We start from the raw sequence: 17,412 nt of genomic DNA, 5'->3' as shown, positions 1-17,412 counted from the left end.
ATTTTCGCGAGCACGCTCGCTCCTACAGATTGGCCATAACAACAAGGAGGACCCCGTGAGCGTAATCAGTAAATCGATTCTCCTCGTCGACGACGACCAGGAAATCCGCGAATTGCTGCAGACCTATCTCAGTCGCGCCGGTTTCCAGGTGCGTGGCGTGCCGGATGGCGCGGGGTTCCGCCAGGCGATGAACGAGGCGCCGTGCGACCTGGTCATCCTCGATGTGATGTTGCCGGACGAAGACGGCTTCAGCCTTTGCCGCTGGATCCGCCAGCACCCGCGCCAGGCGCAGGTGCCGATCATCATGCTCACTGCCAGCTCCGACGAGGCCGACCGCGTGATCGGCCTGGAGCTGGGCGCCGACGACTACATCGGCAAGCCGTTCAGCCCCCGCGAATTGCAGGCGCGCATCAAAGCCCTGTTGCGTCGCTGCCAGTTTGGCCAGGAACGCAGCAGTGGTGGCGACGTGTTGGTGTTCGATGAATGGCGCCTGGATATGATCAGCCACCGCCTATTTCATGTAGACGGCGAAGAAGTGATCCTCTCCGGGGCCGATTTCGCCCTGCTCAAATTGTTCCTCGATCATCCGCAACAGATCCTCGACCGTGACACCATCGGCAACGCTACCCGTGGCCGTGACCTGATGCCGCTGGACCGTATCGTCGACATGGCCGTCAGCCGCTTGCGCCAACGCTTGCGCGATACCGAAAAACCCCCGAGGCTGATCCGCACTGTGCGCGGCAGCGGTTATCAACTGGCAGCCAGCGTGGTTGCCGGCAATGTCCACTGAACATCTGACTGAGCGCCGTCGCCGCTTCCCGGTGCCACGTTCGTTGTTGGGGCGCATGCTGCTGCTGACGTTGCTGGCGGTGTTGTTTGCCCAGGCGCTGTCCAGCGTGATCTGGGTCTCGCAGTTGCGTGCCACACAGCTCGAAGGCCTGGTCACCAGCGCCCGCAGCCTGGCGCATTCGATGACCGCCAGCGTGAGTTATTTCCGTTCGTTGCCAGTGGCCTATCGCCCATTGGTCCTCGATCAATTGCGCAGCATGGGCGGCACGCGTTTCGTCGTGACCCTCAATGATCGTCCGCTGGACATGGCTATCCTGCCGCAGACCCCGCGCAAACAAGCGGTGCTCGAAGCGGTCGATGAAGTGCTGAAACAAACCCTCGGCGCCGATGTGCATATCTCGGTGGAGTTCGTCAGCGCCGAAGACCTGCGCATCTTCAATGCCGGCCTGAAACTCGATGAATTGCCGCGTTCATGGGCCCACTACGCGTTGACCCTGGAACCGGTAAACCCGCCGGTGCTGGTCACTCAAATCCAGCTCGCGCCCGGCGAATGGCTGTACATCGCCTCGCTATTGCCCGAGCCCTACACCAGTCTTGAAGAGCAAGGCCTGCCTTCCCAGCAGGTGTGGTTTATCGTGCTGACCAGCGGCTTCCTGCTGCTGTTCATCGGTTTGCTGGTGCACTGGCAGAGCCGGCCGCTCAAGCGCCTGGCGCGGGCGGCAAGGGACATGTCCCTGGGCGCCGACGTAGAGCCGGTGGCCGAAGGTGGCGGCAGCGAAGTGGTGGAAGTGGGCCGTGCGTTCAATGCCATGCGCGAGCGCATCAGCCGTTACCTGACCGAGCGCAGCCAGTTGTTCAGCGCGATTTCCCACGACTTGCGCACACCGATCACCCGCCTGCGCCTGCGCGTGGAATTGCTGGAAGACGAGAACCTGCAAACCAAGTTCGGCCGCGACCTGGATGAGCTGGAATTGTTGGTGAAGGGCGCGCTGCAATGCGTGAAAGATACGGACATCCACGAAAACATCGAACCGGTCGACCTGAACCATGTGCTCGACTGCCTGGTGGAGCCTTACCTGGCGCCGAACGGTAATGGGCGCGTGACCCAGCATGGGCGGGCGTTGACGACGTATCCGGGCAAGCCGCTGGCGCTCAAGCGTTGCATCGGCAACCTGATCGACAACGCATTGAAGTACGGGCAGAACGCCCATCTGCACATCGAAGACGATGGCGTGGAATTTATCCTGCATGTGGATGACGAAGGCCCCGGTGTGCCCGAGCAACGCCTGGAGCAAGTCTTCGAACCGCACTTCCGCTTGGCCGGGCAGCAACAGGGCTACGGGCTGGGGCTGGGGATTGCGCGCAACATTGCCCATAGCCATGGCGGGGAAGTGAGTTTGCAAAATTTGCGTGAGGGTGGGTTGCGGGTGACCCTGCAACTGCCGCGCACTCTCGACTAAATACTCTGGCGCAGCCGGGCCAAATCTCTGAGGGGTGGCGCCCCAAACAACCGGCTGTATTCGCGGCTGAACTGCGACGGGCTTTCATACCCCACGCGATACCCGGCCGCCGACGCTTCCAACCCTTCGGCGATCATCAACCGCCGCGCTTCCTGCAAGCGCAGTTGCTTCTGGTACTGCAACGGGCTCATGGCGGTGATCGCCTTGAAGCGGTGGTGCAAGGTCGAGACGCTTAGGTTCACTTCCTTGGCCAGGTCGTCGATGCGCAGCGGTTGCTCGTAGTTGCCGTTCAACCATTTGATCGCCTGGCTGACCCGATGGCTCTGACTGTTGGCCACGGCGATTTCATACAGGCGATAACCCTGTGGACCCCGCAGCAGGCGATAAAGAATTTCGCGGTTGATCAGCGGCGCCAGCATGGCGATGTCTTTGGGCGAGTCCAGCAGGCGCGCCAGGCGCAGCACGGCGTCGAGCAGTTGGCCGTCGATGCGGTCGACGTACATGCCACGGGAGGTCGGACGCGACGGCACGCCCATCGGGCCTGCTTCTGCGATCAAGGCCGTCAGTTGTGCCGGATCGATATTGATGCGCACCGACAGGTTCGGGTCTTCCGGGGTGGCCTCGATGATCCGCCCGGCCACCGGCATCGCCACCGAGAACACTAGGTAATTGAGTGGGTCGTAGGCAAAGATCTCGTCAGCCAGGCGCACTTCCTTGCTGCCGCTGGCCAGGATGCACAGGGCGGGCTCCACCAGTACCGGCATGAAGTCACGCGGCGTGTTGTGGCGGTTCAGGTACAGGGTCGTGATGGCGGTGCCGTAGGAGCCGTCCTCCCAGGTATGCCGGTGCACGATGCTGGCCAGTTCGGCGCGCTGTTTTTCCATCTCGGCATCGAGGGGGATGGCTTTATGTTCGGGCGACGACATGGAGCGTCCTCTACTGGCTACTTCGATGGGCTCAGCTTAGCGGCGGCTTTTCAAAAAGTGTTACGTCGATTCTGCACAATCCTTGCCTGATCCTGCGACGCATCGTGAATCAGGCAATCGCGGGGCCTGTCATCTCCCTGAAACAAGGCGTTGCCCCCTGGAATAAAACGGCGGCGCCAGACGTCCTCTCTACGCTTCTCGCAGGATTGTGCAATAAGCCGACAGGAATTGACTAACCGCGTTCGCATTCGCGCCGTTATCTTTGATCCTGTGGCAACACGCCCTCACAGTGCTTGCCGAGCATCACTTCTCAACGGGAGAGTCGAACATGTCCACCCCCATTCCCGCGAGCCATATGGCCTTTATCCGCGCCCGCACCGGGTGCAGCACCGAACTCGGTGCACGCTTGAGCAGTTTGATCGAACCGGGCCGTCAGGCTCAGGGTTGCCTGCAATTCTCGTTGCAGCACTCCCAGGTCGATCCCGATGTATGGCTGGTCTCGGGCTTCTGGAGCAGCGAGCAGGCGATGAGCGCCTACTTCAACTCCCCGGCCCTGATGATCTTTACCGAGCTGTTGAACGACATGGTGGTCCGCAGCATGGACTTCCAGACCTTTACTGACGCATCCGCTGCACACGCCTACGGTGAGTACCTGCAACTCGCCGGCTGAAGGTCTAGAATGGCCGACTTTCCATTGGCCAGGACCTGCAACATGGCACGTAAACAATTTGCCCACCACGAAGCCGTTTCCGCCGTAGTACCGGGGGAGGGTGGCTACAGCGCCGCCGTCGCCGTCAAGGCACTGGATGGCATGAGCGCACCCCGGTTTCATAAGATCCTTGATGGACAAACGTTCATCACCGCCTCCGACGCCGACGATGCGGCCACCCTGCAGCTTGAGCGATTGGTCGATGTCGACGAAGAAGGCGTGCTGAACTGGGCACCCGCCGTCCTGTAGGAGCGAGCTTGCTCGCGAAAAATCCAAGCGAACCGCGTATTGCCTGATAGCCCGCGTTATTGTTGACGCCCTTCGCGAGCAAGCTCGCTCCTACAGGGTTTATTTCGGTCGATGCATCTTGAACAGGGCCTCGGGGCCCAACTGGAAGTAATCCGCCGGGCCGCCACCGCGCAGTATCGGCTCGGCGGCGGCGGTGTCGTAGATGCCGTCCTTGAGCAACCACTTGGCAATGTGCACCGCGACCACCTCGCCCAGCACCAGCCAGCTAGGTACCAATGCCTTGTCGGCGCGCTGAAGCTGGATGATTTGCGTCACCTTGCACTCGAACGACACCGGGCTCTCGCCCACCCGTGGCACGCCCACGATTTTCGAAGCCACCGGCGTCAGGCCGGACAATTCGAACTCATTCACCTCGGGTGAAACTGGGGCGCAACTCTGGTTCATCTGCTCGGCCAGCGAGCGGGTCGCCAGGTTCCACACAAACTCGCCAGTCTGTTCGATGTTGTTCAGGCTGTCTTTGCGCCCGACACTGGAAAACCCGATGATCGGCGGAATGTAGTTGAACGCGTTGAAGAAGCTGTAGGGCGCCAGGTTCAGGCGGCCTTCGCTGTCGTGGGACGAAATCCAGCCGATCGGCCGTGGACCGACGATGGCATTGAACGGGTCATGGGGCAGGCCGTGGCCGTTGGCGGGTTCGTAGAAATGGATATCGTCGGACATGGCCGGGGTTCCTGGTGCGCAGTTCTGGGAGGCGGTCATAGTGCACTGCACAGTTGGTGGTTTTCAAAACAAAAAAAGGGGCTGTGTCATCTGTCGACACAGCCCCTTTTGCATTGCAGGTGAAACGTTAGTCCGTGGTAATGCGCGAGTGCTTGCGCGTGTCCTTCATGGTCACATAGACCACCAGAGACACCGCGATACACGCGGTCACATACCAGTAGTAACCGGTTTCCATGCCGATGCTCTTGAACCACAGCGCGATGTATTCAGCGGTGCCGCCGAAGATCGATACGGTCAGGGCGTACGGCAGGCCTACGCCCAGGGCGCGGATTTCAGTAGGGAACAGCTCAGCCTTCACCACGGCGTTGATCGAGGTGTAGCCGCTGACGATGATCAGCGCCGCCATGATCAGGAAGAACGCGCCCCACCAGCTCTGGATGGTGTGCAGGGTGGTAAGGATCGGCACGGTGAACAGCGTGCCAAGGATGCCGAAGGCGATCAGGATCGGGCGACGCCCGACTTTATCCGACAGCCCGCCGACGATGGGTTGCAGGCACATGAACAGGAACAGCGTCGCCGCCGAGATGGTGGTGGAGTCGGAAATGCTCATGCCGACCGTGTTCACCAGGTATTTCTGCATATAGGTGGTGTAGGTGTAGAAGGCCAGGGTGCCGCCCATGGTCAGGCCGACCACGGTCAGCAGTTCCTTGGGATGGCGCATCAAGGTGCGCATCGCGCTTTCCTTGGCTTTTTCCTTCTTGGTGAATGACTCGGTTTCTTCCATGCCACGACGCAGGTACAGCGCGACGACTGCACACAGCGCGCCGATGGCGAACGGGATACGCCAGCCCCACGCATACAGTTGCTCGGTGGTCAGCAGTTGTTGCAGCACGATCAGCACGCCCAGCGCGATGAGCTGGCCGGAAATCAGGGTCACGTACTGGAAGCTGGAGTAGAAACCGCGGCGTTCCTTGGTGGCCATCTCGCTGAGGTAAGTGGCGGAGGTGCCGTATTCGCCGCCGACTGACAACCCCTGCAGCAAACGGGCAAACACCAACAGGATCGGCGCACCGATACCGATGATTTCATAACCCGGGCTCAGGGCAATCAGCAGCGAGCCGAAGCACATCAGGTAGACCGAGGCCATCAGGGCTTTTTTACGCCCGACTTTGTCGGCATAAAGGCCCATCAGCCAGCCACCGATCGGACGCATCAGGAAGCCCACGGCGAAGATCGCGGCGGTGTTGAGCAGTTGGGCGGTGGTGTCGCCTTTCGGGAAGAAGGTCTTGGCGAAGTACAACGAGAAGGCGGCGTAGACGTACCAGTCGTACCACTCGACCATATTGCCGACGGAACCACTGAAAATCGATTTGATGCGGCTGGAGGTAGTGCGCTCTTTCGTCGGCGCGGCCGCCGACCCCAGAGGCAGGGCGTTGGAGTTATCCATTGAAGGATCCTTCATCTAGTTGTTTTTATGGAGCGGCGCGTGCGCAGCCTGGCTCGAGCTATAGCAGGAGCTGTGCCAGGTGGATGAAGGCCCGGAATAGAGGCGTTGCAGGTTTTTTTTGAGCGGAAAGCCGCTGATGATTTTCAGGTGGTGAGCGGAAATCCGCTCATTCGTCCTTCAGGAACATGTCCCGCACCAACCCGTGGCGCTGCATCTTTTCGTTGAAGGTACGCCGTGGTAGTTGCAGTTCGGCCAGCACCGCCTTGATGTCGCCCTTGTGCCGGGTCAACGCGGCTTTCAGGCAGTGGGCTTCGAAGGCCTCCTGCTGCGCGGCCAGGGATTGCCCAGCCTCGATGCCTTCCGGTTCAGGCTCGCCAAGGCCGAGTACCTGGCGTTCGGCGACGTTGGCCAGTTCGCGCACATTGCCCGGCCAGTCGTGGCTGAGCAAGCGCCCCAGTTGCGCACCGCTCAGGGGCTCAACGCTGCGGCCCAGGCGTTCGGCGGCACTCTGCGCAAAGTGGTCGAACAGCAGCGGGATATCTTCGCGGCGCTCACGCAAAGGCGGCAGGCGCAGTTGCGCGACGTTGAGGCGGTAGGCCAGGTCCTCGCGAAAGCGTCCGGCGCGGGCCTCTTCCAGCAGGTCCGGCTTGGTCGCGGCGATGATGCGCAGGTCCACATGGATACTTTGGTTGGAGCCCAATCGTTCAAGCTTCTGTTCCTGCAACACGCGCAGCAGTTTCACCTGCTGGGCCAGCGGCATGCTTTCGATTTCATCGAGGAACAGCGTGCCACCGTGGGCATATTCCAGTTTGCCGATGCGCTTGCCCTGAGCGCCGGTAAACGCGCCGCTTTCGTGGCCGAACAATTCGGCTTCAAACAACTGCTCGGGGATGGCGGCGCAATTGAGCGCGACAAAGGGTTTCTTCGACCGTGGGCCAAAATCATGCAGGCAACGGGCGACCATTTCCTTGCCGCTGCCGGTCTCGCCACGGATCAGCACGTTGACCGGCAGGCTCGCCAGGTCCAGCACCTGGCGGCGCAAGGTCTGCAAACCCCGGGACACGCCGAGCAGGGTGGATTCCAACTGTGCGCGATGATCGGCCTGTTGATGCAGGCGACGGTTTTCCAGGATCAGCCCGCGTTTGTCCAGGGCACGGCGCAGGCCGTTGAGCAGGGCATCGGGGCTGAAGGGTTTTTCGAGGAAGTCGTAGGCACCGTCGCGCATGGCCTCAACCGCCATCGGCACATCGCCGTGGCCGGTGAGCAGGATGACCGGTAAATCGGCATCGCGGCGCTGTATTTCGGCCAGCAGTTCGAGACCGCTGAGTCCGGGCATGCGCACATCGCTGAGGATCACGCCGGGGAAATCCTTGGGCAATTGCGCCAGGCATTCCTCGGCGCGGCTGAACAATTGCACCTCAAACCCCGAGAGGCTCAGCCACTGCTCGACAGCCGTGCGGATGCTGGCTTCGTCATCGACCACAATCACCGCGTTCAACATAGGTCGGGCGTCTCCAGCGCGATAGGCAGGGTCAGGGTAAATACCGCGCCGTCGCCGCGATTGCTCGCGATCAGGCGCCCACCCAATTCGTGCACGATAGCGTAGGACACCGCCAGCCCCAAGCCGAGGCCATCGCCCACAGGCTTGGTGGTGAAGAACGGGTCGAACACACTGTTCAGGTGCTCGTCGGCAATCCCGCCGCCGCTGTCGCTGACGGTCAGTTGCCACAGCTGTTGGTCGGCATGCAGGCGGATTTCCAGGCGTTTGCGCGGCTTGTCGGCCATGGCATCGAGGGCGTTGCGCAGCAAGTTGATCAGCACCTGTTCCAGGCGGATCGCATCGCCGCGCACCCAGGCGGGGCGGGTCAGGTCGAGCACCACGCCGATGGATTCATCGCGCAGGCGCGCATCGAGCAAGTGCAGCGACTGGTCGACCACGGTGGCCAGGTCCAGGCGTTCACGCAAACCACTGGGGCTTTTGCGCGCGAAGGTCTTGAGGTGGCCGGTGAGGGCGGCCATGCGCGTGAGCATGTCGTCCAGTGGAGTGAGGGCCTGGTAGGCGTCGTTGACACGACCGTGATCCAGCAGCAGGCGCAATGTGGCCAATTGCATGCGTTGGGCGGTGAGTGGCTGATTGATTTCGTGGGCGAGGGCGGCGGACATCTGTCCCAGCGCCGCGAGCTTGGCCGATTGCACCAAGCCATCCTGTGCGGTGCGCAGCGCCTGGGTGCGTTCTTCCACCAGTTGTTCAAGCTCTTCGCGACTGCGCTGACGCAAGCGGGCCAAGCGCCAGCGCTGGGTCAGGAACAGCACCAGGAACACCAGCGCCAGCCAGGAGCCGGCGGCAGCCAGGCCAGCGTTACGTTGATCTTCAAACGCGAACTGCGGTTTGCGCAGCAGGTGCAAGGTCCAACCTTCGGCCTTCAGCGGCAGGGATTCCCAGATGTAGTTGGCACTGCCATCCGGGCCGTTGACGCGCATCAGGTGGCTGTTTTCGTCGAAGCGTTGCAGGGTGCTGGTTTCCAGCGCTTGCAGGTGTTTTTTGTCGTATTGGCGGGTGGCCTTGAGTTCGGCAAGGTCGCTGGCCGTCAACGGCCGCAGGTTGCGATAACGCCAGCCGGGTTGGTTGGCGATGAACACGATGCCGCGTGCATCACTGACCAGCAGCAGGTCATTGCCTTGGGCCCACTCACGTTCAAGTTCGGGGAACTCCAGCTTGACCACCATCGCGCCGAGGAACTGCTCGTGTTCATCGACCACCGCGCTGGAAAGGAAGTAACCGGGTATGCCGGTGGTCACGCCCACCGCGTAGAAGCGCCCGGTGCCCTGGCTCAAGGTCTGGCTGAAATAGGGGCGAAACGCGTAGTTGTGACCTACATAACTGCTGGGCAGGTTCCAGTTGCTGGCGGCCACGGCCAGGCCGGTGCGGTCCATCAATTCCAGGGTGGAGGACTGCGCCGCGCCATTGATGCGCTCCAGTTTGCGGTTGAGCAGATCCTGGGTCGCGGTATCCAGCGGGCCCTTCAAGGCATTGATCATTTCCGAGTCCAACGCCAGCACGGCGGGCAGGGCGCGGTAGCGTTCGATCAGGGTGTGCAGGGAGTTGGCGTACAGCGCAAGCTGCTGATTGGCGCGGGCGGCGTCGTCCACCAAGGCCTGGCGTTCGGCATGGCGCGTGGCCAAGGCGGCGGCCAGCAGCGCGCCGGCGATGATCAGCAGGGAATAGAAGGTCAGGCGCAGGGGGCGAGGGATCACGATCATACGGTGATGGGCAGGCACGGTAAGGGAGTGCACCATACCATGCGCCATCGGGTTTTGTGGTGAGCGGGACTTTTGTGGCGGGCGGGGCTGTTGTGGCGAGCGGGCTTGCCCCGCGTTGGGCTGCGTAGCGGCCCTAAAACCTTACAATTCGGTATCGCGGTAATCCTGAATGGGGCCGCTACGCGGCCCAACGCGGGGCAAGCCCGCTCGCCACAAAAAGCCCGCTCGTCACAGCCCATCACCAGCCATAAAAAAGGCGACCGGGCCGTGGAGCCGCAGTCGCCTTTACCCCAGCAGAGAAGCGCTTACTGCACTTCTACCGCCAGGCTTTCACTGATCTTTTTCTGCCAGATGGCAGGACCGGTGATATGCACGGATTCGCCTTTGCTGTCGACAGCAACGGTGACCGGCATGTCTTTCACGTCGAACTCGTAGATCGCTTCCATACCCAGCTCGGCGAACGCGACAACGCGGGACTTCTTGATGGCTTGCGCCACCAGGTAAGCAGCGCCGCCCACGGCCATCAGGTACACAGCCTTGTGGTCCTTGATCGCTTCGATCGCAGTCGGGCCGCGCTCGGATTTGCCGATCATGCCCAGCAGGCCGGTTTGCTCGAGGATCTGACGGGTGAACTTGTCCATCCGCGTCGCGGTGGTCGGGCCAGCCGGGCCAACCACTTCTTCGCGCACTGGATCAACCGGACCGACGTAGTAGATGAAGCGACCCTTGAGGTCCACCGGCAGGGTTTCGCCCTTGTTCAGCATCTCGACCATGCGCTTGTGCGCGGCGTCGCGACCGGTGAGCATCTTGCCGTTGAGCAACACGGTTTCGCCCGGCTGCCAGCTCTGCACTTCTTCCGGGGTCAGGGTGTCGAGGTTGACGCGACGGGCCGATGGGCCAGCTTCCCAGACGATTTCCGGGTAGGCGTCCAGCGGTGGCGCTTCCAGCGACGCCGGGCCCGAACCGTCGAGCACGAAGTGCGCGTGACGGGTGGCGGCGCAGTTGGGGATCATGCACACCGGCAGGGACGCTGCGTGGGTCGGGTAGTCCATGATCTTCACGTCGAGCACGGTGGTCAGGCCACCCAGGCCCTGGGCGCCGATGCCCAGTTGGTTGACCTTCTCGAACAGCTCCAGGCGCATCTCTTCGATACGGTTCTGCGGGCCGCGCTTTTTCAGCTCGTGGATGTCGATGGACTCCATCAACACTTCCTTGGCCATCACCGCGGCTTTCTCGGCGGTGCCGCCGATGCCGATGCCGAGCATGCCCGGTGGGCACCAGCCAGCGCCCATGGTCGGAACGGTCTTCAATACCCAGTCAACGATCGAGTCGGACGGGTTGAGCATGGCCATTTTCGACTTGTTCTCGGAACCGCCGCCCTTGGCCGCCACGTCCACTTCCACGGTGTTGCCCGGGACGATGGAGTAGTGGATGACTGCAGGGGTGTTGTCCTTGGTGTTTTTACGTGCGCCCGCCGGGTCGGCGAGGATGGATGCACGCAGGACGTTTTCCGGCAGGTTGTAGGCGCGACGCACGCCTTCGTTGATCATGTCGTCCAGGCCCATGGTGGCGCCATCCCAACGCACGTCCATGCCCACGCGCACGAACACGGTAACGATACCGGTGTCCTGGCAGATCGGGCGATGGCCGGTGGCGCACATGCGCGAGTTGATCAGGATCTGGGCGATGGAGTCACGGGCCGCTGGCGATTCTTCGCGCAGGTAGGCTTCGTGCATGGCCTGGATGAAATCCACGGGGTGGTAGTAGGAAATGAATTGCAGGGCGTCGGCAACGCTCTGAATCAGGTCGTCTTGCTTGATCACGGTCATGAGTCGCGCTCCTCTATAAGGGAACATTCAATAAAGGTGGGCTCAGTGAAGTGCATCGGTCGGCTGAGCCCACCTTTCCAAGGCGCGTCGCCAAGAAGAGCAAGTATTGTTGGCGCGACGCTAAAAAGGCGCGGCAGTATAACCCGGCTCGGTGGCCGATACACCCGACTATGGTCATGAATGCCTGGCTCGATTGGGTTGTAGGAGCGAGCTTGCTCGCGAAAAACTTGAATTTGATGGGTTTCGTCAGGCACCCCGCGTTATCGTTAGCGATCTTCGCGAGCAAGCTCGCTCCTACAGGTGAAAGTTATATGCCTGAACTGTATGTCGGCGAACGCCATTGGTCGGTAACGACCGGCAGCAACCTGCTGGATGCCTTGAACCAGGCAGGTGTGCCCGTGCCTTACAGTTGCCGCGCCGGCAGTTGCCATGCGTGCCTGGTGCGATGCCAAGGGGAGGTCGAGGACAAGCAACCCGAGGCCTTGAGCCCGGCGCAACGCCAGGAGGGCTGGCGCTTGGCGTGCCAGTGCCAGGTGAGCGGGGACCTGCGCGTCGAAACCTTTGATCCTACGCGTGATGGGTTGTCAGCCCAGGTGGTGGGCATCGATTGGTTGAGCCCGAGTGTGCTACGCCTGCGCCTGCAACCCGAGCGTGGCCTGCGCTACCGGGCTGGGCAGCATCTGGTGTTGTGGGCGGGACAAGTGGCGCGGCCCTATTCCCTGGCGAGCTTGCCCCAGGATGACCCGTTCCTGGAGTTTCACCTCGATTGCCGTCTGCCTGGCGAATTCAGTGATCTTGCCCGCCAGTTGCAGCCGGGCGACCGTTTGCGCCTGGGCGAACTGCGCGGCGGCGCGCTGCAATACGATCCTGACTGGCAAAGCCGACCGCTGTGGCTGCTGGCGTCCGGCACCGGCCTTGGCCCTCTTTGGGGCGTGTTGCGTGAGGCCTTGCGCCAGGATCATCAGGGCGACATCCGCGTGATTCACCTGGCTCATGATGCTGAGGGGCATTACCTGGCTGAACCCCTGGCGCAGCTGGCTACCCAGCATCCCAACGTGACGGTGGAGCTGTGGACGGCGGCGCAGGCGACCCAGGCATTGGCGCAACTGCGGCTTGTTTCGCGGCAAACTCTGGCTTTACTCTGCGGGCACCCGGCCAGTGTCGAGGCGTTTTCCAAGCGTCTGTTCCTGGCAGGACTGCCGCGTAATCAACTGCTGGCCGATGTGTTCCTGCCCCGTGGTTGAGCGCTGAACTCTACAGCCGCGAGATTCGCCATGACCGATGCCATCCTGCAACACCGCGAACGCGGGTTGCTGACCTTGCAGCTCAATCGCCCCGACAAGAAAAACGCCCTGACCCGCGCCATGTACACGCAACTGGCCGAGGCACTGGAGCAGGCTGATGCGGATGAGAACATCCGCTGCGTACTGATCCAGGGCAGCAGTGACTGTTTTACTGCTGGTAACGACATTGGCGATTTTCTCGAACAACCGCCCAGCGATCTCGACAGCCCACCCTTTTATTTCATGAAAAGCCTGCTCAACTGCCGCAAACCGGTGATTGCCGCCGTGGCGGGCGTTGCGGTCGGGATCGGGACAACCCTGTTGCTGCATTGCGATCTCGTATACATCAGCCGGGATGCGCGGTTGCGCATGCCATTCGTCAACCTGGGGCTGTGCCCGGAGTTTGGGTCGAGCCTGATCCTGCCGAGGTTGTTGGGGCACGCGAAGGCTGCGGAATTATTGTTGCTGGGCGAGGGCTTTACCGGCGAGCAGGCGGCAGCCTGGGGGATTGCCACCGAGGCGCTGGGTAGCGGCGAGGCGGCGTTGGCCAAGGCGCGGGAAATGGCCGAGCGCTTCGAAACCCTGGCACCGGGGGCGGTGCAGGTGACCAAGCAACTCATGAAGAGTGTGGATCGTGAGCAATTGCGTCAGGTAATTGAGGAAGAGGGTGCGCTGTTTGTCCAGCGGTTGAAGTCGCCGGAAGCGATTGCGGCGTTGTCGGGGTTTATCAACCGGTCCTGAGAAAGCAAAAAGCCCCGCCATTCACAGGGCGGGGCTTTTGTTTTTCAGCGTGTCACTCAGACCTGCGGGTCGCCCACGTGCAGGATCTTCATGCCATTGGTGCCACCGGTTGTGTGGTAGCTGTCGCCCTTGGTCAGGATGACCCAGTCGCCTTTCTCTACGACGCCACGCTTGACCAGCTCGTCGATCGCCTTCTGGCTGACTTCGTTCGGTGCCAGCGAAGCCGGATCGAACGGAACGGTGTACACACCACGGAACAGCGCGGTGCGCGCCTGGGCTTCACGGTGCGGAGTGAACGCGTAGATCGGCACCGAGGAACGGATGCGCGACATGATCAATGGCGTGTAGCCACTTTCGGTCAGCGCGATGATCGCCTTCACACCGGGGAAGTGGTTCGCGGTGTACATGGCCGCCAGGGCGATGCTCTGGTCGCAGCTTTCGAACTCTTTGCCGATACGGTGGCTGGAGGTCTTGCTGGTCGGGTGCTTTTCAGCGCCGAGGCAGATACGTGCCATGGCTTGCACGGCTTCCAGCGGGTACGGGCCGGCGGCACTTTCAGCCGAGAGCATTACAGCGTCGGTGTAGTCGAGCACGGCGTTGGCCACGTCGGACACTTCGGCGCGGGTCGGCATCGGGTTCTGGATCATCGACTCCATCATCTGGGTCGCCACGATCACTGCCTTGTTGTGGCGGCGAGCGTGCAGGATGATCTTCTTCTGGATACCGATCAGTTCGGCGTCACCGATTTCCACACCCAGGTCGCCACGGGCAACCATCACCGCGTCGGAAGCCTTGATCAGGCCGTCGAGGGTTTCGTCATCGGCCACGGCTTCGGCGCGTTCGATCTTCGCCACCAGCCAGGCGGTGCCGCCGGCCTCGTCGCGCAGTTTACGGGCGTATTCCATGTCGGCGGCGTCGCGCGGGAAGGACACGGCGAGGTAGTCCACTTCCATTTCGGCGGCGAGCTTGATGTCGGCCTTGTCTTTTTCCGTCAGGGCCGGTGCGGTCAAGCCACCCCCACGACGGTTGATGCCTTTGTGGTCGGACAGCGGACCACCGATCAGCACGACGCAGTGCAGTTCGGTCGGGGTCGCGGTTTCGACGCGCATTACTACGCGGCCATCATCCAGCAGAAGCTCGTCGCCGACGCCGCAGTCCTTGACCAGGTCCGGGTAGTCGATACCCACGACTTGCTGGTTGCCTTCGGTCAGCGGATGGCTGGTAGAGAAGGTGAAGGTGTCACCGATCTTCAACTCGATCCGCTTGTTGGTGAATTTGGCGATACGGATTTTCGGGCCTTGCAGGTCACCCAGCAGTGCGACGAAGCGACCGTGCTTGGCGGCCAGGTCACGCACCAGCTTGGCGCGAGCCTTGTGCTCGTCCGGGGTGCCGTGGGAGAAGTTCAGACGGGCAACGTCCAAACCAGCCAGAATCAGCTGTTCGAGGACTTCCGGCGAGTTGCTGGCCGGGCCAAGGGTGGCGACGATTTTGGTACGACGGACGGACATGCACAGACTCCTGAGTTCAAGCGCTGAGGAAGGCTACTATGCTCTTTCGTTGTAGTCATTGTTCGTTTGCACTACTTATCGATGATTGACTTGTTTTCGCTGCGGCTGAATACGAACATCCTTGAAGATTTTCGACGAGGGGTCGATACACTGCACAAGACAGGAGAACCCTCATGCGAATTTTGCTCATTGCTGCCCTGGCCGTCAGTGTTGTCGGCTGCACCCGCTGGTCGATGGATCACCATCTGAACAACGCCTACCGCGCCTACAAGGTCGGTGACTGCGAGCGCGTTACCCTGGAATTGTCCCAGGTCGACCGTGAAAGTCGCAGCCGACGTTATGTGCAACCGGAAGTCTCGATGTTGCGCGGCCAGTGCCTGGAACGGCAGAAGCTGTTCGTCGACGCGGTGCAAACCTACCAATTCATTATCAATCAATACCCCTCGAGCGAGTACGCCTACCGCGCCCGCGCGCGGCTCGACACCCTGCAACAACTGGGGCATTACCCTGGTGCAAGCGTCGCGCAACCGCGACCCGCTTCTTTGTGATGATATTCGTCATTCAATAACTGGCCCGTTGCCAGTCTTGGGCTATTCTTTGAATGTTCATTTGTATAAGTTTCTATGCACATGGATGTGGGGCCCGGACTGGGTGGCTGTCTAGCGGCAGGCAATTGCTTGTTGTCGCACCGAGATCCAGGGAGAGCGGGCGATATTGCCCGTTCCGAATCACTGGCGCGGCCGCATTCATGGCCACTGGATGGCGATATCACCATGTTTACCGACCGACGGATCGAGCGGCATCAACTACCTTATTTCCTGCAAGTATTTAATCGTCTTACCGACAAGCCTATCGGCTTCTTGGGCAATGTCTCGGAAGACGGACTGATGTTGATCAGTCAACTGCCCATGATGATCGACGTGGACTTTGAGCTGCGTTTGAAGATTCCGGCGGCTGACGGCACCTTCCATCCCATTGATCTCACGGCGAGCTGCCTATGGAGTCATGAGGATATCAATCCGCAACATTATGATTCCGGATTCAGGGTGCTCCAGGCACCTGAGGAATATGGGCAGTTGATCAACGTCTTGTTGCATTACTTCAGCTTTGATCCTTTGCAGGCTTCGGCTTAGGTAATGCGCGTTAGCGGGCCTTTTTCAGAGCACCCCGGCTTTCTTCCACCCCAGGTAGCGCGTGACCAACGCCGGTCCCAGTTCAGACGGCAAGCTGTCCAATAGGGACAGGCCTTGGGCGCTGAGTCGGTCATGCAGTTCGTTGCGGGTGTTCAGGTAGTCGATGGTGCCGCTGTAGGCCAAGGCTTCGGGCAAGGTTTGTACGGGGGCTTGGCGCAGTTGATCGAGGGCCTCCTCGCGCAGGCTGACCACCAGCACCCTGTGTTGACGGCTGATACGCTTGACGGCAGCCAGCAGTGTTTCATCATCCTCATCCCGCAGGTTGGTTATCACGATCACCAATGCGCGCCGTTTCTGCCGAGCCAGCAGTTGGCTTGCCGCAGCCTGATAGTCGGCATTCCGTCGCGTGGTATCAAGGTCGTATACCGCGTTGAGCAGCAGGTTCAACTGGCTACTGCCTTTGACCGGCGCCAGGTAGCGTGGCTGGTCACCGGCAAAGGTGCAAAGCCCTACCGCATCACCCTGGCGCAACGCGACGTAGCTGAGCAGCAGGCAGGCGTTCAAGGCGTGGTCAAAATGGGACAGTTCGTCATCCTGGCTGCGCATGCGGCGGCCACAATCGAGCATGAACACGATCTGTTGGTCACGCTCATCCTGATATTCCCGAGCGATGGGTGTACGTTGCCGGGCGGTGGCCTTCCAGTCGATCTGCCGCAGGCTGTCCCCTTCGCGAAACTCGCGCAACTGGTGAAATTCAAGTCCCAAGCCGCGCCGCTGGCGTTGGCGTACACCCAGTTGGCTCAGCCAGTTGTCCACGCCCTGCAGTTGGGCGCCGTACAGACGGGCGAAGTCCGGGTAGACGCGGGTGGTATCGCTCACGTCGATCAGCCGTCGTGCAGACCACAGGCCCATGGGGCTGGGCAGGTGAGTTTCACAGCGGCTGAAACTGAAATGACCACGCCGCAGCGGACGAAGGCGATAACCCAACTCACTGCGTTCACCGGGGCGCAGGTCTATGGATTGGGGCATGTGCTCTACGGACAGCCCGTCAGGGACATGATCGAACACCTGCACGCTCAGCGGCTGTGGGAAGTCATGTTCAAGAACCAGGCGTATTTCCCCCCAGCGGCCCAGTGCCAGGCTTCCGGGCATTTGCCGTTGAACGCGGGGGGATGGTCGGCTACGCAGACGCATCGCATCCAGCAGGGCGAGCAGTAACAGTGCGAGCAGCAACCCCCACGCGATTGAGTGCAAGGTCTTGGGCACGTTGAACTGCAACGCCGTCGCAGTACCCAGCAGGATGCTCAAGCCCAGTAATACGCCAAGCCAGTTCAACAGTAGACGGGTCGGTTTCATG

The 17,412-nt window shown here is 61.2% G+C and carries 16 protein-coding genes; 8 read left to right on the top strand and 8 right to left on the bottom strand.

Annotation, left to right across the window (positions count from 1 at the left end; genetic code table 11):
* Positions 1 to 55 precede the first annotated feature (55 nt).
* Both CI807_RS31045 and CI807_RS31040 read left to right on the top strand, forming a co-directional pair.
* Positions 56 to 790 carry a response regulator gene (locus tag CI807_RS31045; protein WP_058423302.1) on the top strand — a complete coding sequence of 245 codons (735 nt, stop codon included), beginning with the start codon at positions 56 to 58 and terminating at the stop codon, positions 788 to 790.
* A gap of 31 nt (positions 791 to 821) precedes the next feature.
* Positions 822 to 2,249 carry an ATP-binding protein gene (locus tag CI807_RS31040; RefSeq protein WP_177409651.1) on the top strand — a complete coding sequence of 476 codons (1,428 nt, stop codon included), beginning with the start codon at positions 822 to 824 and terminating at the stop codon, positions 2,247 to 2,249.
* On the opposite strand, the gene CI807_RS31035 is transcribed toward CI807_RS31040, so the two are convergent.
* Positions 2,246 to 3,175, bottom strand: coding sequence for an AraC family transcriptional regulator (locus CI807_RS31035; RefSeq protein WP_095017462.1), 930 nt, complete (start codon positions 3,173 to 3,175; stop codon positions 2,246 to 2,248). The genes CI807_RS31040 and CI807_RS31035 overlap by 4 nt on opposite strands.
* A gap of 328 nt (positions 3,176 to 3,503) precedes the next feature.
* On the opposite strand from CI807_RS31035, the gene CI807_RS31030 reads away from it, so the two are divergent.
* Positions 3,504 to 3,845: an antibiotic biosynthesis monooxygenase family protein gene (locus tag CI807_RS31030; RefSeq protein ID WP_016975490.1), complete on the top strand. Its 342-nt coding sequence runs from the start codon at positions 3,504 to 3,506 to the stop codon at positions 3,843 to 3,845.
* Positions 3,846 to 3,887: 42 nt separating this feature from the next.
* Entirely contained in the window at positions 3,888 to 4,133 is a 246-nt protein-coding gene (locus CI807_RS31025; protein WP_095017461.1) for a hypothetical protein, read from the top strand.
* A 99-nt stretch (positions 4,134 to 4,232) separates the two neighbouring features.
* On the opposite strand, the gene CI807_RS31020 is transcribed toward CI807_RS31025, so the two are convergent.
* The 5 genes from CI807_RS31020 to CI807_RS31000 form a co-directional block, all read right to left on the bottom strand.
* Positions 4,233 to 4,853: a flavin reductase family protein gene (locus CI807_RS31020; protein ID WP_095017460.1), complete on the bottom strand. Its 621-nt coding sequence runs from the start codon at positions 4,851 to 4,853 to the stop codon at positions 4,233 to 4,235.
* Positions 4,854 to 4,980: 127 nt separating this feature from the next.
* Positions 4,981 to 6,300, bottom strand: a complete 1,320-nt coding sequence (locus CI807_RS31015) for an MFS transporter (RefSeq protein ID WP_095017459.1) — start codon at positions 6,298 to 6,300, stop codon at positions 4,981 to 4,983.
* 166 nt (positions 6,301 to 6,466) lie between these two features.
* Positions 6,467 to 7,801, bottom strand: coding sequence for a sigma-54 dependent transcriptional regulator (locus CI807_RS31010; protein WP_095017458.1), 1,335 nt, complete (start codon positions 7,799 to 7,801; stop codon positions 6,467 to 6,469).
* Positions 7,795 to 9,561 (bottom strand): ATP-binding protein, encoded by a 1,767-nt coding sequence (locus CI807_RS31005; protein ID WP_095017645.1) that lies wholly within the window; start codon positions 9,559 to 9,561, stop codon positions 7,795 to 7,797. The genes CI807_RS31010 and CI807_RS31005 overlap by 7 nt, the downstream gene beginning before the upstream one ends.
* Before the next feature lie 305 nt (positions 9,562 to 9,866).
* The gene (locus CI807_RS31000; protein WP_016971118.1) at positions 9,867 to 11,390 is read right to left on the bottom strand and encodes a fumarate hydratase; all 1,524 of its coding nucleotides are present in this window, start codon (positions 11,388 to 11,390) and stop codon (positions 9,867 to 9,869) included.
* A gap of 311 nt (positions 11,391 to 11,701) precedes the next feature.
* On the opposite strand from CI807_RS31000, the gene CI807_RS30990 reads away from it, so the two are divergent.
* Both CI807_RS30990 and CI807_RS30985 read left to right on the top strand, forming a co-directional pair.
* Positions 11,702 to 12,634 (top strand): iron-sulfur-binding ferredoxin reductase, encoded by a 933-nt coding sequence (locus CI807_RS30990; RefSeq protein ID WP_095017457.1) that lies wholly within the window; start codon positions 11,702 to 11,704, stop codon positions 12,632 to 12,634.
* Between the two features lie 30 nt (positions 12,635 to 12,664).
* The gene (locus CI807_RS30985; RefSeq protein WP_095017456.1) at positions 12,665 to 13,414 is read left to right on the top strand and encodes an enoyl-CoA hydratase-related protein; all 750 of its coding nucleotides are present in this window, start codon (positions 12,665 to 12,667) and stop codon (positions 13,412 to 13,414) included.
* A 56-nt stretch (positions 13,415 to 13,470) separates the two neighbouring features.
* Here the strand turns inward: CI807_RS30985 and pyk are convergent, their stop codons facing one another.
* The gene (gene pyk / locus CI807_RS30980) at positions 13,471 to 14,922 is read right to left on the bottom strand and encodes a pyruvate kinase (RefSeq protein WP_078050031.1); all 1,452 of its coding nucleotides are present in this window, start codon (positions 14,920 to 14,922) and stop codon (positions 13,471 to 13,473) included.
* Positions 14,923 to 15,095: 173 nt separating this feature from the next.
* Here pyk and CI807_RS30975 point away from each other — a divergent pair, with 173 nt between their 5' ends.
* Together CI807_RS30975 and CI807_RS30970 are read left to right on the top strand one after the other, a co-directional pair.
* Positions 15,096 to 15,470 carry a hypothetical protein gene (locus tag CI807_RS30975; protein ID WP_016975478.1) on the top strand — a complete coding sequence of 125 codons (375 nt, stop codon included), beginning with the start codon at positions 15,096 to 15,098 and terminating at the stop codon, positions 15,468 to 15,470.
* A gap of 225 nt (positions 15,471 to 15,695) precedes the next feature.
* Positions 15,696 to 16,055 carry a PilZ domain-containing protein gene (locus CI807_RS30970; protein ID WP_095017455.1) on the top strand — a complete coding sequence of 120 codons (360 nt, stop codon included), beginning with the start codon at positions 15,696 to 15,698 and terminating at the stop codon, positions 16,053 to 16,055.
* A 24-nt stretch (positions 16,056 to 16,079) separates the two neighbouring features.
* Here CI807_RS30970 and CI807_RS30965 read toward each other — a convergent pair whose 3' ends face one another.
* On the bottom strand, positions 16,080 to 17,411 hold the full coding sequence (locus tag CI807_RS30965; RefSeq protein ID WP_095017454.1) for a DUF58 domain-containing protein: 1,332 nt from the start codon (positions 17,409 to 17,411) through the stop codon (positions 16,080 to 16,082).
* Between the last annotated feature and the right edge of the window lies 1 nt (position 17,412).

The sequence above is a fragment of the Pseudomonas sp. NS1(2017) genome, assembly GCF_002269425.1.
Classification (GTDB): Bacteria; Pseudomonadota; Gammaproteobacteria; order Pseudomonadales; family Pseudomonadaceae; genus Aquipseudomonas; species Aquipseudomonas reactans.
The sequence above is the reverse complement of the archived record's forward strand: the minus strand, read 5'-3'. Positions and strand labels throughout refer to the sequence as shown.

Bases quoted from the DNA above. Each gene is read 5' to 3' on its own strand.
- CI807_RS31035 (WP_095017462.1), bottom strand. From the start codon at position 3,175: ATGTCGTCGCCCGAACATAAAGCCATCCCCCTCGATGCCGAGATGGAA.
- CI807_RS31030 (WP_016975490.1), top strand. From the start codon at position 3,504: ATGTCCACCCCCATTCCCGCGAGCCATATGGCCTTTATCCGCGCCCGC.
- CI807_RS31025 (WP_095017461.1), top strand. From the start codon at position 3,888: ATGGCACGTAAACAATTTGCCCACCACGAAGCCGTTTCCGCCGTAGTA.
- CI807_RS31020 (WP_095017460.1), bottom strand. From the start codon at position 4,853: ATGTCCGACGATATCCATTTCTACGAACCCGCCAACGGCCACGGCCTG.
- CI807_RS31015 (WP_095017459.1), bottom strand. From the start codon at position 6,300: ATGGATAACTCCAACGCCCTGCCTCTGGGGTCGGCGGCCGCGCCGACG.
- CI807_RS31010 (WP_095017458.1), bottom strand. From the start codon at position 7,801: ATGTTGAACGCGGTGATTGTGGTCGATGACGAAGCCAGCATCCGCACG.
- CI807_RS31005 (WP_095017645.1), bottom strand. From the start codon at position 9,561: ATGATCGTGATCCCTCGCCCCCTGCGCCTGACCTTCTATTCCCTGCTG.
- CI807_RS31000 (WP_016971118.1), bottom strand. From the start codon at position 11,390: ATGACCGTGATCAAGCAAGACGACCTGATTCAGAGCGTTGCCGACGCC.
- CI807_RS30990 (WP_095017457.1), top strand. From the start codon at position 11,702: ATGCCTGAACTGTATGTCGGCGAACGCCATTGGTCGGTAACGACCGGC.
- CI807_RS30985 (WP_095017456.1), top strand. From the start codon at position 12,665: ATGACCGATGCCATCCTGCAACACCGCGAACGCGGGTTGCTGACCTTG.
- pyk (WP_078050031.1), bottom strand. From the start codon at position 14,922: ATGTCCGTCCGTCGTACCAAAATCGTCGCCACCCTTGGCCCGGCCAGC.
- CI807_RS30975 (WP_016975478.1), top strand. From the start codon at position 15,096: ATGCGAATTTTGCTCATTGCTGCCCTGGCCGTCAGTGTTGTCGGCTGC.
- CI807_RS30970 (WP_095017455.1), top strand. From the start codon at position 15,696: ATGTTTACCGACCGACGGATCGAGCGGCATCAACTACCTTATTTCCTG.
- CI807_RS30965 (WP_095017454.1), bottom strand. From the start codon at position 17,411: ATGAAACCGACCCGTCTACTGTTGAACTGGCTTGGCGTATTACTGGGC.